The sequence below is a fragment of the Streptomyces sp. NPDC053048 genome, from assembly GCF_044547045.1.
In the GTDB taxonomy this organism is placed as follows: Bacteria; Actinomycetota; Actinomycetes; order Streptomycetales; family Streptomycetaceae; genus Streptomyces.
The window spans coordinates 655,333-668,832 of the sequence record NZ_JBITZS010000001.1; the positions used below are offsets into that span (position 1 = coordinate 655,333).

Annotated in this window: 10 protein-coding genes; 6 read left to right on the top strand and 4 right to left on the bottom strand. The window is 73.5% G+C overall.

The features are described from left to right. Nucleotides 1-116 precede the first annotated feature (116 nt). On the top strand, nucleotides 117-3,539 hold the full coding sequence (locus ACIG36_RS03295; RefSeq protein ID WP_399921037.1) for an AfsR/SARP family transcriptional regulator: 3,423 nt from the start codon (nucleotides 117-119) through the stop codon (nucleotides 3,537-3,539). A gap of 45 nt (nucleotides 3,540-3,584) precedes the next feature. Here ACIG36_RS03295 and ACIG36_RS03300 read toward each other — a convergent pair whose 3' ends face one another. From ACIG36_RS03300 to panB, 3 genes are all read right to left on the bottom strand, one after another. After that, complete coding sequence (locus ACIG36_RS03300) at nucleotides 3,585-4,409, bottom strand: ABC transporter permease (RefSeq protein WP_399921040.1); 825 nt, start codon at nucleotides 4,407-4,409, stop codon at nucleotides 3,585-3,587. Next, nucleotides 4,406-5,428, bottom strand: coding sequence for an ATP-binding cassette domain-containing protein (locus ACIG36_RS03305; protein WP_399921043.1), 1,023 nt, complete (start codon nucleotides 5,426-5,428; stop codon nucleotides 4,406-4,408). Before ACIG36_RS03305 ends, ACIG36_RS03300 begins: the two co-directional genes overlap by 4 nt. Before the next feature lie 115 nt (nucleotides 5,429-5,543). After that, nucleotides 5,544-6,413: a 3-methyl-2-oxobutanoate hydroxymethyltransferase gene (panB, locus tag ACIG36_RS03310; protein WP_399921046.1), complete on the bottom strand. Its 870-nt coding sequence runs from the start codon at nucleotides 6,411-6,413 to the stop codon at nucleotides 5,544-5,546. Between the two features lie 204 nt (nucleotides 6,414-6,617). On the opposite strand from panB, the gene ACIG36_RS03315 reads away from it, so the two are divergent. The 5 genes from ACIG36_RS03315 (at nucleotide 6,618) to ACIG36_RS03335 (ending at nucleotide 11,551) form a co-directional block, all read left to right on the top strand. After that, complete coding sequence (locus ACIG36_RS03315) at nucleotides 6,618-8,261, top strand: MFS transporter (RefSeq protein WP_399921049.1); 1,644 nt, start codon at nucleotides 6,618-6,620, stop codon at nucleotides 8,259-8,261. Continuing rightward, nucleotides 8,258-8,857: a TetR/AcrR family transcriptional regulator gene (locus ACIG36_RS03320; RefSeq protein ID WP_399921051.1), complete on the top strand. Its 600-nt coding sequence runs from the start codon at nucleotides 8,258-8,260 to the stop codon at nucleotides 8,855-8,857. The genes ACIG36_RS03315 and ACIG36_RS03320 overlap by 4 nt, the downstream gene beginning before the upstream one ends. 211 nt (nucleotides 8,858-9,068) lie before the next feature. Further along, on the top strand, nucleotides 9,069-10,094 hold the full coding sequence (locus ACIG36_RS03325) for an endonuclease/exonuclease/phosphatase family protein (protein ID WP_399921054.1): 1,026 nt from the start codon (nucleotides 9,069-9,071) through the stop codon (nucleotides 10,092-10,094). 58 nt (nucleotides 10,095-10,152) lie between these two features. Then, on the top strand, nucleotides 10,153-11,382 hold the full coding sequence (locus tag ACIG36_RS03330; protein ID WP_399921057.1) for an MFS transporter: 1,230 nt from the start codon (nucleotides 10,153-10,155) through the stop codon (nucleotides 11,380-11,382). After that, on the top strand, nucleotides 11,330-11,551 hold the full coding sequence (locus tag ACIG36_RS03335) for a DUF2277 domain-containing protein (RefSeq protein WP_399921060.1): 222 nt from the start codon (nucleotides 11,330-11,332) through the stop codon (nucleotides 11,549-11,551). The genes ACIG36_RS03330 and ACIG36_RS03335 overlap by 53 nt, the downstream gene beginning before the upstream one ends. A 96-nt stretch (nucleotides 11,552-11,647) precedes the next feature. Here the strand turns inward: ACIG36_RS03335 and ACIG36_RS03340 are convergent, their stop codons facing one another. Beyond that, nucleotides 11,648-13,402: an NAD+ synthase gene (locus ACIG36_RS03340; protein WP_399921063.1), complete on the bottom strand. Its 1,755-nt coding sequence runs from the start codon at nucleotides 13,400-13,402 to the stop codon at nucleotides 11,648-11,650. Between the last annotated feature and the right edge of the window lie 98 nt (nucleotides 13,403-13,500).

Genomic DNA, 13,500 nt, shown 5'->3' on the forward strand with positions numbered 1-13,500 from the left:
CTCCTGGGGGTCGGGGGGCCGCCGGGAACGTCCGGCGCGCGGGGTTACCGGGCGACCGTACTCGGTGGGGGACGATATCTCGTAGCGCGATGTTCGAGCGGGGGGAGAATAGGGCGGTGCGTTACGGCATCCTCGGCAGCACACAGGTCCACACCGACGACGGGCAACCCCTTGCCCTCGGCGGTGCCCGGCTGCGCGCGCTGCTGGCCGCGCTGGCGCTGCACCCGGGGCGCGTGCGCGGTGCGCAGGCACTGATCGGCGAGGTCTGGGAGGGGGCGCCGCCCGCCGACGCGACGGGCGCCCTGCAGGCGCTCGTCGGCCGGTTGCGGCGGGTCCTCGGACGGGAGGCGGTGGCCTCCGTCGCGGGCGGCTACCGGCTGTGCGCCGAGCCGGACGACGTGGACCTGCACCGCTTCGAGCGCCTGGCCGGCGAGGGGGAGGCGGCGCTGGCCGACGGCGACCCGGCCAAGGCGGCGGCCCTCCTCGACGACGCCCTCGCCCTGTGGCGGGGCCCGGCCCTGGCCGACCTCCCCGACCGCACGGGCCCGGCGGCCCGCTGCGACGCCCGCCACCTGGGGGCGCGTCGCGCCCGCCTGGCCGCCGACGTCGCCCTCGGCAACGCCGCCGGGGCGCTGCCCGCCCTCGCCGAACTGTGCGACGACCACCCCCTGGACGAGCCCCTGCAGGCCCTCCGCCTGCGCGCCCTGCGCGCCGCGGGCCGCCCCGCCGAGGCGCTCGCCGCGTACGCGGCAACCGCCCGCCTGCTGTCCGACCGCCTCGGCACCGACCCCGGCCCGGAGCTGCGGGCCCTGCACACGGAACTGCTGGCGGGCCAGGCGGGGCCGACGGGGCCGGCCGAGGACCGGCCGGTGCCCGGCGCCGGCGCCGGCGCGCCTGACCAGCGCGGCCCCATTCACCTCCCCCCGCCCGGAAACCTCCGGGCCCGGCTCACCTCCTTCGTCGGGCGGGAGGACGATCTCCTGCTGATCCGGGAGGATCTGGGCCGGCATCGGCTGGTGACGTTGCTGGGGCCCGGTGGGGCCGGGAAGACACGGTTGTCGCAGGAGGCCGCCGAGGCCGCGGCCGCCGTGGGGGAGCGGTGGCCCGACGGCGTGTGGTTCGCCGAGCTGGCGCCCGTCGACGATCCGGAGACCGTGCCCGAGGCCGTGCTCACCGCGCTCGGGGCGCGCGAGACCGTGGTGCGCGGCACCGCCGCCGAGGGGCTGCGGGCGGCCACCGACGCCACCGCGCTCGATCCGCTGGGGCGGCTCGCCGAGCACTGCGCGCGCCGCCGCATGCTGCTCGTGCTCGACAACTGCGAGCACGTCGTCGACGCCGCCGCCCGGCTCGCCGACACCCTCCTCGCGCACTGCCCCGGCGTCACCGTGCTGGCCACCAGCCGCGAACCCCTGGCCGTCCCCGGCGAGCTGGTGCGGCCCGTCGAGCCGCTGCCCGACCCGGTGGCGCTGCGGCTGCTCGCCGACCGGGGCGCCGCCGCCCGTCCCGGCTTCCGGGTGGAGGACGACCCGGCGGCCTGCGCCGAGATCTGCCGCCGCCTGGACGGGCTGCCGCTCGCCATCGAGCTCGCCGCGGCCCGGCTGCGGCTGCTCACCCCGCGCGGCCTCGCCGACCGCCTCGACGACCGTTTCCGGCTGCTGACGTCCGGCAGCCGGACCGTCCTGCCCCGCCAGCAGACCCTCCGCGCGGTCGTCGACTGGTCGTGGGACCTGCTGGACGCCCCCGAACGCGCCGTCCTGCGCCGGCTGTCCGTCTTCTCGGGCGGCTGCGACCTGTCGGCGGCCGAGGAGGTATGCGCCGACGGCCCGGCAGCCACGGGCCCAGCCGTCACCAACACAGCCGTCACCGACACGCCCGCCACCGACACGCCCGTCACCGACACGCCCGTCACCGCGTACGACGTTGCGGGCCTGCTCGGCTCGCTGGTCGACAAGTCGCTGGTGGTCGCCGCCCCCGCCGCCGGCGGCCAGATGCGCTACCGGCTGCTGGAGACCGTGGGCGAGTACGCCGGCGAGCGGCTGGACGAGGCCGGCGAACGGGCCGCCGTGGAACGGCTCCACCTCGTCACCTTCCGCGAACTGGCCCGCACCGCCGACCCCTTGCTGCGCGGACCGGAGCAACGCGCCTGGCTGGACCGGCTGGAGCTCGAACACGACAACCTCCGCACCGCCCTGCGGCGGGCCGTCGCCGCCCGGGACGAGCACGAGGCCCTGTGCCTGGTGCTGTCCCTGGGCTGGTTCTGGCAGCTGCGCGACCACCGCGCCGACGCCCGCCACTGGGCGGAGGCCGCCGCCGCGCTCGGCCCGGACCCGTTCGCCGAACCCATCACCCCCGCCCCGCCCCTGTCCGAGACGTGCACCGAGGCGCCGCCGCCGATGCGGCCGGAGATCCTCGAGGAGGCGCGCCGGGGCGTGCGGCTGATCGCGATCGCCAACGTGGACGCCAACATGCGCGAAATCGGCTCCCCCGAGACGCAGCGGATGCTGCGCGGCATCGTCACCGCCTACGGCGACGGACAGCCGCAGAACTGCCGGCTGCCGGGCATGCTGTGGTACTTCGCGATCCTGATGACCGGCGCCGCCCAGGACATGTACGCGGTCCTCGACGACGCCGTGGACCGCTGCCGCGAGCTCGGCTACGCCTGGGAGCTGGCCAACATGCTCCAGTTGCGCGCCAAGGTGCTCAACGACAGCGTCGACCGCGTCGACCAGGGCATCGCGGACGCCGACGAAAGCCTGGAGATCTTCCGTGGTTTCGGCGACTCCTGGGGCGTGGCCGAGGCGCTGACCGGCCGCGGCGAGGCCCGCGAGAAGCACGGCCGGCTCGCGGCCGCCGCCGACGACTACCGCGAGGCCATCGACCGGGTCGAGGAGCTGGGCTCCGTCGGCCAGGTGCCGATGCTGCGGGCCCGGCTGGCCGAGGTGCTGCTGGAGGACGGGAAGATCGGCGCGGCGGAGGGCGAAGGGATGTTCCTCCGGGCGCTCGCCGACGCGGAGCGGGTCAGCCCGGACGCGACCGCCTTCATTCGCGTCCAGCTCGGCATCCTCCTGGCCCGCGCGGGCCGCCTGGCGGAGGCCAGGGAGCACTTCGACCACCTCGCGGCGGACTTCGGGGACCGGGCCATCGCCGTGTTCCAGGGCATGATGAGCGGCCTGCTCGGCTGGCTCGACACCCTCAGCGGGCGTCCGCAGGAGGCGCTGCCCAGGCTGCGTTTCGCCCTGGAGAAGTGCGAGGACCCCCTCGCCCAACTGGTCGCGCCGCAGATGGCGTCGATGCAGCTGTTCAACGCCGCCCATGCCCATGCCGTGCTGGGCGGCGAGAGCCATGCCCTGACATCGGCCCGGCTGCTCGGCGCCGCCCACGCGCTGCGCCCCCCGGCCCTCCATGTGGCGTCCACCGAGCGCGAGATCAGGGAGGCGGCCGAGCACGCCGCGCGGGCGGTGCTGGGCGCCGAGGCGTACGAGCTCGCCTACGCCGAGGGTGGCGGACTCTCCCCCGCGGAGGCCGCCGCCCTCGTCTGACGCGCCCGGTCGCACCCGGCCCCGCCCCGGCACGGTCGTGCCGCCTCAGGTCTTCTTGCGGAACTTGGCGACCGCCAGCGGGGCCGTCACCAGCGTGATGCCCAGCGACCAGGCCAGCGTCATCCACACCGAGTGGGCCACCGGCCCGCCGTTGATCAGGTTGCGGGAGGCGTCGGCGAGGTTGGACAGCGGGTTGTAGTCGGTGAAGGCCTCGAGCCAGCCCGGCATCTTGGTGGTCGGGGCGAAGATCGAGCTGCCGAACTGCAGCGGCATCAGGACGAGCATGGCGACCCCCTGGACGGCCTGCGCCGTCTTCATGGTCAGTCCCAGCAGAATGAAGATCCACATCAGTGAGGCACCGAAGACCATGGCGAGCGCCACCGCCCCCAGCAGGTGCGCCACCGAGGTGGAGACGGTCAGGCCGAGGGCGAAGCCCATGCCCAGCAGGATCGAGGACGCGATGAGCATCCGGCCGACCTCGACGACGATCTTCGCGATGAGGACGGAGGACCGGGCTATCGGCATGGTGCGGAAGCGGTCCATCACCCCCTTCTTGAAGTCGTCGTTGATGCCGGTGCCGACGGCCATGGCGATGTTCAGGCCCATCATCGCCATCAGGCCGGGCACCAGGTAGTTGACGTATTCCTTCTCGTGGCCCTTGCCGGCGATCGAGCCGCCGAAGACATAGGTGAACAGCAGGATGAAGATGACGGGCATCAGCACCGCGTCGAACATCGACTCGGGATCCTGCTTGATCTGCAGCATGTTGCGCCGCGCGAGCGCGCCGATGTGCCGCAGATTGGCCCGCAGGCCGATCCGGCCCTCCCGGGCGGGCGCCGCCGTGGGCGCGCTGGCCGTAGCCGCGCTCATGCCGCGACCTCCTCGAGCTCGTCGGTGTGCGGGGCGGCTGCCGGTGCGGAGGTCTTCTGGCCCGTGACGGCCAGGAACACCTCGTCGAGGCTGGGCAGATGGGTGCTGATCCCGGCCAGGGCGAAGCCGCGCGAGGCCAGCAGCCCGACCACGGCGGTCAGTTGCTCGTCGCTGACGATCGGGACGTTGACCACGCCCTCCGCCTCGTCGGCGGTCGCGCCGGCGATCCCGTCCAGCCCGGCCTGCGCCACCGCGCCGACCATCCGGTGGAGTTCGGCCGGGTCCGCCGGGCGGACCTGCAGGGTCCGGCCGCCGACCTTCGCCTTCAGCTCGTCCACCCCGCCACCGGCGATCACCCGGCCGCGGTCGACCACGGTCAGCTCGTGGGCCAGCTGCTCGGCTTCCTCCATGTACTGGGTGGTCAGCAGAACCGTGGTGCCCTCGCCGACCATCCGGCGGACCTCGTCCCACACCTCGTTGCGGGTGCGGGGGTCAAGGCCGGTGGTGGGCTCGTCCAGATAGAGCACCGACGGGCGGCCGATCATGGAGGCGGCGAGGTCGAGCCGCCGGCGCATGCCACCGGAGTACTGGCCGGCGGGGCGCTTGGCGGCCTCCGTCAGCGAGAAGCGCTCCAGCATCCCGTCCGCCCGCTGCCGGGCCTCCTTGCGGGACAGATCGAGCAGCCGCCCGATCATGTACAGGTTCTCGTACCCGGAGAGCTTCTCGTCGACCGAGGCGTACTGGCCGGTGAGCCCGATGACCCGGCGCAGCTGCCGGGGCTGGCGCAGCACGTCGTAACCCGCCACGCGGGCGGTGCCCGCGTCCGGCCTGAGCAGGGTGGACAGGCAGCGGACCAGCGTGGTCTTGCCCGCCCCGTTGGGGCCCAGCACGCCGAGGACGGTGCCCTCGCGCACATCGAGATCGACCCCGTCGAGCGCCTTCGTCTCGCCGAAGTGCTTGACCAGGCCCCGTACTTCGACGGCGTTCCCGCCGCTTCCCGGTCTGTCGTTTCGCGTCATGGACACCAAGGTGCCAGCACCCACTGACAACGGGCCGACAGCCGTCCGACGGCCGGGCCGGGCGCCGACAGATCACCGACAGATCGCCGACACCCGGCCCTCACCACCCGGGGTGTCAGTGGAAGGAGTGCTCCTCCGCCGGGTACGCGCCGCCCACCACGTCCTCCGCGAAGGCCCTGGCCGCGTCACCGAGGGTCTCGCGCAGGTTCGCGTACTGCTTGACGAAGCGCGGCACCCGGCCGGCCGTCATGCCGGCCATGTCCGTCCAGACCAGCACCTGCGCGTCGCACTCGGCGCCGGCGCCGATGCCGACGGTCGGGATGTGCAGGACGCGGGTGACCTCCGCGGCCAGCTCGGCGGGGACCAGCTCCAGGACGACGGCGAACGCGCCCGCGTCCTGGACGGCCTTGGCGTCGCGCAGCAGCTGCGCCGCCGCCTCCTCGCCGCGACCCTGCACCGGGTAGCCGCCGTAGGCGTTGACCGACTGCGGGGTCAGGCCGATGTGGGCCATGACCGGGATGCCGGACCGGACCAGCAGCTCGATCTGGTGGGCCGAGCGCTCGCCGCCCTCCAGCTTGACCGCGCCGACGCCCGCCTCCTTCACCAGCCGGGTGGCGCTGCGCAGCGCCTGGACCGCGCCCTCCTGGAACGAGCCGAAGGGCAGGTCGCCGACGATCAGGGCGCGCTTGGTGCCCCGTACGACGGCGGCCGAGAGAAGGGCGATCTGGTCCATGGTGACCGGCACCGTGGACTCGTAGCCGAGGTGGCAGTTGCCCATGGAGTCGCCCACGAGCATGACGGGGATGCCGGCCTCGTCGAAGACGGAGGCGGTCATCGCGTCGTAGGCGGTGAGCATGGGCCACTTCTCGCCGCGCGCCTTGGCGGCGGCTATGTCACGTACGGTGATGCGCCGAGAGCTTTTCCCGCCGTACAGCGCCTTGTCGTTCCTCGGGCCGCTGTCGGGCGTGTTCGAGGCATGCGTCATTGCCGTGGCTCCTGTGTTGTCGTCTCGAGGCGCCCTGACGGCGTCCCCGGATCCCCTCCATGCTGACACGGCCCGGCGGGGCGGGGAAGTGACCCCGGGTATCCGCGTTCGCGGCCCGTACGAGACCGATACGAGAACCGATACGAGAACCGGGATCAGACCAATACGAGACGGCCCCGTATCGGAAATGGGTAGGGTTGACCCATGGCTACCCCCGACACCGCAGGCGGCGCCTCCCCGCCGCCCCGCAAGGTCCCCGAGGCCGTCCACCGCAGGCGCTGGGCGGTCCTGGCCGTGCTGCTGTGCAGCCTGCTCGTGGTCGTGCTGGGCAACTCGGTCCTCAACGTGGCGATGAAGACGATCGCCGCGCCCGCCCCCACCGGCCTGGGGGCCACCCAGAGCGAGCTGGCCTGGGCGATCAACGCCTACACGCTCGTCTTCGCCGGAATACTGTTCACCGCCGGCGTGCTCGGCGACCGGTTCGGCCGCAAGAAGGTCCTGCTCTTCGGCATGACCGTGTTCGGGATCGGCTCCGCGCTCGCCTCGATGGCCGGCTCGCCCACCGAGCTGATCGCCTACCGCGCGCTGATGGGCTTCGGCGGGGCGTTCGTCATGCCCGCCACCCTCGCGATCATCATGAACGTCTTCGAACGAGCGGAACAGCCCCGGGCCATCGGCATCTGGGCCGGCGCGGTGGGGCTCGCCATCGCCATAGGGCCGATCACCGGCGGCATCATGCTCAGCCACTTCTGGTGGGGCTCGGTCTTCCTGATCAACATCCCGATCGTCGCCGGCGCCGTGATCGCGATGGTGGTGCTGGTGCCCGACTCCAAGGACCCCAGGCCCGGCCGGCTCGACCCGCTCGGCGTGCTGCTGTCCGTCGTCGGGCTCGTCCTGCTGGTCTACGGCATCATCACGGGCGGCCGGCTCGCCGACTTCACCGTCCCCGAGGTCTACGGAACGGTCGGCGGCGGCCTGCTGGTCCTCGTGCTGTTCGTGCTGCACGAGCGGCGCAGCAGCCACCCCGCCATGGATGTGCGCTACTTCCGCAACCCGGCCTTCTCCGCCGCCGTCTCCTCGCTGGCGCTGGTCTTCTTCGCGCTGATGGGCGTCACCTTCTTCATGGTCTTCTACACCCAGAGCGTCCGCGGCTTCACCCCGCTGCAGAGCGGGCTGCTGATGCTGCCGCTCGCGGCCGCCCAGATGGTCTTCGCGCCGCGCGCCCGGCTGGCCGTCGAGCGGTTCGGCGCCCGCGCGGTGTGCACCACGGGCATGGTGGTCATGGCCGCGACCATGGCCGGCTACGCGCTGCTCGACACGCACACCCCGATCTGGGTGCTGGAGGTCCTCTTCCTCTTCCAGGGCGCGGCGATGGCGCACATCACCCCGCCCGCCACCGTCTCGATCATGCAGTCGCTGCCCCGCGAGAAGGCCGGCTCCGGCTCCGCCGTCAACAACACCTTCCGGCAGATCGGCGGCGCGCTCGGGGTCGCCGTGCTCGGCTCGGTCCTCTCCACCGTCTACCGCGACCGGATCTCCGGCCGGCTCGAGGCCGTCGACGGACTGGGCGACGAGGCCCGGCATGCTGCCGGCGAGTCCATCGAGGCCACTCTCAACACCGCCGGACGGCTCGGCGCGGCGGGCGAGGGCCTGGCCGGGCCGGCCCGCGACGCCTTCGTGCACGCCATGCACGTCACCGTCCTCGGCGCCGCCGCCGTCGCCCTCCTCGGGGCGCTCGTCGCCGCCCTGTTCCTGCCCGCCGGGCGCCCCCGCCCCGCCACGGCCGGAGCGGACCGTCCCGGCCAGGACAAGGAGCAGGCCGGGGCCGGAAGCGGGGCGGAGAATTGACCGCGCGCGACGGGCGCCGGGGGCGGCCGCGCAGCGCCGCCGTCGACACCGCCGTCCTGGAGACCGTGCTGCGGCTGCTCGAGGAGGGCGTCACCGCCGCCGAGCTGTCCATGGAGCGGATAGCCCGCGAGGCCGGCGTCGGCAAGGCCACCGTCTACCGGCGCTGGCCCGGCAAGGAGGCGCTGATGCTCGACGTGCTGCGCTCCCTCGACGAGGCCCTGCCCCGGCCCGTCGGCGGATCCGTCCGCGACGACCTCGTCGCCCTGCTGGAGTTCCTGCGCCGCCGGGGCCTGGCCAAGCGCTCGTCCGCCGTGCTGCGCACCGTCGTGGCCGAGGTGCGCTCGCGGCCGGCGCTGTGGGCCGAGTACCACGGGACGGTCGTCAGGGCCCGGCGCGAGGCGTTCGAGGCCGTGCTGCGGCGAGGCACGGCCACCGGCGAGATCCGCGCCGACCTCGACACCGAGCTCCTCACCGACCTCTTCGTCAGCCCGATGCTCTCGCGCGCCCTCTTCCACGAGGACAAGGAGCTGCCGGAGGGCCTCTCCGAGCGGATCGTGGACACCCTGCTGGAGGGCGTGCGCCCCGCCGCCCGCTGAGGCGGGCGGAGGCCGTCCGCCGCCCTCGCCCCGAATGTGCTTGTTGTGTCACAGCACCCGCCGACGGGCCCTTGCGGAGGAACCCGGTCAGGCCGGACGGTCGTCCTCCTCCCCGACGCCCCCGCCAGGGGTGTCCGGTCAAGCACCGCCGCCATGATCACCTATGGTCGGGTGGCGGGGAAGCAGCAGACGGAAGCAGTGAGGACAGCGGATGCCGCAGGCGTACATGGAGGAGACGGGCCTCGAGGCGGAGGGTCCGGAGCGGACCGGCTCCGGAGCCCGGCGCTTCCTGAGCCGCCGGCGGGAGCAGTGGACGGGGCCGGGCGTCTGGCGGCGCGGCGTGGTCGTCGCGGCGCTCGCCGTCCTGCTCGGCCTGCTGATGCTGCTGCACGCCGACATCCCCAACCGGGTCGGCAACCTCGGCAGCCTCACCGAGACCTTTCTGCCCTGGCTGGGCCTGCTGATCCCGGTGCTGCTGGCACTCGCCCTCTGGCGGCGCTCGGCCACCGCCCTGATAGCCCTGCTGCTGCCCGCCGTCATCTGGGTCAACCTCTTCGGCGGCCTGCTGGGCGAGAAGTCCGGCAAGGGCGGCAACTTCACGGTGGCCACCCACAACGTCAACGCCCAGAACCCCGACCCCGCCGCCACCGCCAGGGCCGTCGCCGCCTCGGGCGCCGACGTGGTGGCCCTGGAGGAGCTCAGCGACGCCTCGCGGTACGAGAAGGCGCTGGCGGGCACGTACAAGTACCACGCCGTGCACGGCACGGTCGGGGTGTGGAGCAAGTACCCGCTCAGTGACGACCGGCCGGTCGACATCCAGATGGGCTGGACCCGCGCGCTGCGCGCCACCGTCCACACCCCGCAGGGTCCGGTGGCTGTCTACGTCGCCCACCTGCCCTCGGTGCGGGTGAAGTTCAACGCGGGCTTCACCGCCGGGCAGCGCGACAACAGCGCCGAGGCACTGGGCCGGGCCATCTCCCGCGAGCCCGTGCGGAAGGTCGTCCTGCTCGGCGACCTCAACGGCACCATGAACGACCGCTCGCTGGCACCCGTCACCTCGCAGCTGCGCTCGGCGCAGGGCGCGGCCGGCGACGGCTTCGGCTTCAGCTGGCCGGCGGACTTCCCGATGGCACGCATCGACCAGATCATGGTGCGCGGCATGGACCCCGTCTCGGCGTGGACCCTCCCGGCGACCGCCAGCGACCACCTGCCGGTGGCGGCCCGGGTCAAGATCTGACCCGGCGGACCCCTTAGGCTGGACGGCTGCTTCGTACATCATTCCGGAAGGCCGTTCCATGCCCGTGGCGCTGCTGGCGCTCGCCGTGTCCGCCTTCGGCATCGGGACGACCGAGTTCGTGATGATGGGCCTGCTGCCCAACGTCGCGGACGACCTCGGCACCTCCGTCCCCACCGCCGGCCACCTCGTCTCCGCCTACGCGCTGGGCGTCGTCATCGGCGCCCCGCTGCTCACCGCCCTGGGCGCGCGCCTTCCGCGCAAGCGGATGCTCGTCCTGCTCATGGGCCTGTTCACGGTGGGCAACCTCGCCTCGGCCCTGGCGCCCTCCTTCGGGCTGCTCGTCGCGGGCCGGGTCCTGGCCGGGCTGCCGCACGGCGCGTTCTTCGGCGTGGGGTCGGTCGTCGCCGCCCGGCTGGTGAACGAGGGCCGTCAGGCGCGGGCCGTCGCCACGATGTTCCTCGGCCTGACCGTCGCCAACATCGTCGGCGTCCCCACCGCCACCCTGCTCGGCCAGCACCTCGGCTGGCGCGCCACGTTCCTGGTGGTCGCGGGCATCGGGGTGCTCGCCATGGGCGCGCTCGTCCTGCTCGTCCCGCACATCCCGCGTGAGGCCGGCGGCGGCCTGGGCCGGGAACTGCGCGCGCTGGGCGGCCGTCAGGTCCTGCTCGGGCTGCTCACCGCCGTCTTCGGCTTCGCGGGCGTCTTCGCCGTCTACAGCTACCTGGCGTCGATGAGCACCGAGGTCACGGGCTTCTCCGAGACCTCGGTGACGGTCGTCCTCGCCCTCTTCGGCCTGGGCATGACCCTGGGCGCGCTCGTGGCCGGCCCGCTGACCGACCGGGCCCTGCGGCCCACTCTGTACGGGTCGCTGGCCGCGCTCGCCGCCGTGCTGGTGCTCTTCGACGTCACCGTGCATGTGAAGTGGGCGGCGCTGGTCACCGTCGTCCTGCTCGGCGCGGTCGGCTTCATGACGACCACGCCGCTGCAGATGCTGGTGATGAACAAGGCCCGCCACGCGCCCACCCTGGCCGCCGCCTCCAACCACTCGGCGTTCAACCTCGCCAACGCGGGCGGCGCCTGGCTGGGCGGCGCGGCCATCGCCGCCGGATGGGGCTGGACCTCACCCACCCTGGTGGGCGCCGCCCTCGCGGTCGTGGGCCTGGCGGTCGCGGTGACGGCGGGCGCGCTGGACCGTGACGGCGGCTCGCGGGTGGTGGCGGGTGCACACTGGGAGCATGTGCCGCAGCATCAAGACGCTCAGGCCGCCGGCCACACCCGAGGCGACTGAGGACGACGTCCGCGCCGCAGCCCTGCAGTACGTCCGCAAGGTCTCCGGCTTCCGCGCCCCGGCCGCGCACAACCAGGCCGTCTTCGACGAGGCCGTCGACGCCGTGGCGAAGGCCACGGCGCGACTGCTGGACGAGCTGGTGGTGCGCGGCGCTTCCGCGCGGACGTGACCGCTCGGGTCGCCCCGGCAGAGGGCATTGCGCCGGCACCGGCGGCCATCAGGGTGAGCGGACGAGGACCGGCCTACCGGCTGCCGAAGCCGCAGGTCAGGCCGTTTCGCGCCAGCCGTTGGTGATCGGCAGGCGGCGGTCCTTGCCGAAGCCCTTGGCGGAGATCTTCGTGCCCGGCGGGTACTGGCGGCGCTTGTACTCCGCGGTGTCCACCAGCCGCAGGATCCGCGTCACCAGCTCCGGGTCGAAGCCCGCCGCCACGATGTCGGCGCGGCCGCGGTCGCGGTCGACGTAGAGCTCGAGGATGCGGTCGAGCACGTCGTAGTCCGGCAGCGAGTCCGTGTCGACCTGGCCGGGACGCAGCTCGGCGCTCGGCGGCTTGGAGATGGAGTTCTCCGGGATGGGCGGCGTCTCGCCGCGCTCGGCCGCCGCCCGGTTGCGCCAGTGGGCGAGGCGGAAGATGCCGGTCTTGTAGACGTCCTTGATCGGGCCGTACGCGCCCACGGAGTCGCCGTAGAGCGTGGAGTAGCCGCACGCCAGCTCGGATTTGTTGCCCGGCGCGAGCACGATGTGGCCCTCCTGGTTGGAGATCGCCATCAGCATCGTGCCGCGCAGCCGCGACTGCAGGTTCTCCTCGGCCAGGCCGGTCAGCCCCAGCGAGCCCATGTACGCGTCGAACATCGGCGCGATCGGCACGGTGCGGAAGTGCAGGCCGGTGCGCCGGGCCAGCTCCTCGGCGTCGGCGATGGAGTGGTCGGAGGAATAGCGGGAGGGCATGGCCACGCCGTACACGTTGTCCGCGCCGACCGCGTCGCAGGCGATCGCGGCGACCAGCGCGGAGTCGATGCCGCCGGACAGGCCGATCAGGACGCTGCGGAAGCCGTTCTTCTCCACGTACGCCCGCAGGCCCGTCACCAGCGCCCGGTAGACCTCCTCGTCGTCACCGAGGTGGTCGGCGAGGCCGCCGGTGAACTCCGGCTCGTACGCGGGCAGGGGCTCGGCGGAGAGGGTGACGTGCTCGATGCGCAGGCCGTCGTCGACGACGCCGGAGGGCGCCTCGGCCGCCGCCTCGGGCAGCTCGAGGTCGAGGACCACGCACAGCTCCTCGAACTGCGGGGCGCGGGCGATGACCTGGCCGTCGCGGTCGACGACGATCGTGTCGCCGTCGAAGACCAGCTCGTCCTGGCCGCCGGTCATCGCCAGGTAGGCGGTGGTGCAGCCGGCCTCCTGGGCGCGCTTGCGGACCAGCTCCAGGCGGGTGTCGTCCTTCTCGCGCTCGTAGGGGGAGGCGTTGATGGACAGCAGCAGCCCGGCGCCGGCGGAGCGCGTGGCGGGCACCCGGCCGCCGTCCTGCCACAGGTCCTCGCAGATGGCCAGGGCGACGTCCACGCCGTGCACCCGGACCACCGGCATGGTCTCGCCGGGCACGAAGTAGCGGAACTCGTCGAAGACGCCGTAGTTCGGCAGGTGGTGCTTGGCGAAGGTCAGCACGGCCTCGCCGCGGTGCAGCACGGCGGCCGCGTTGCGCGGCGCCCCGGCGGGGCGGCCCAGCTTGGGGCGGGCCTCCTCGCTGCGGTCGAGGTAGCCGACGACCACCGGCAGCTCCCCGAGGCCCTCGGCCTGCAGGCGCTCGGCCAGCGAGCGCAGCGCGGCGCGGCTGGCCTCGACGAAGGAGGGCCGCAGCGCCAGGTCCTCGACGGGGTAGCCCGTCAGCGCCATCTCGGGGAACGCCACCAGGTGGGCGCCCCGCTCGGCCGAGTGCCGGGTCCAGCGGAGGACGGCCTCGGCGTTCTTCTCGAGGTCGCCGACGCGCGAGTCGATCTGGTTCAGGGCGAGACGAAGTTGAGCCACGCCCCACAGTGTAATCGTCTAATTGACGCAATGTGGTGTGAGGGCGGCCACGCGGGAAGCGGTAAAGGCCATTCCCCGGGAACCCCCTGGCAACAAAA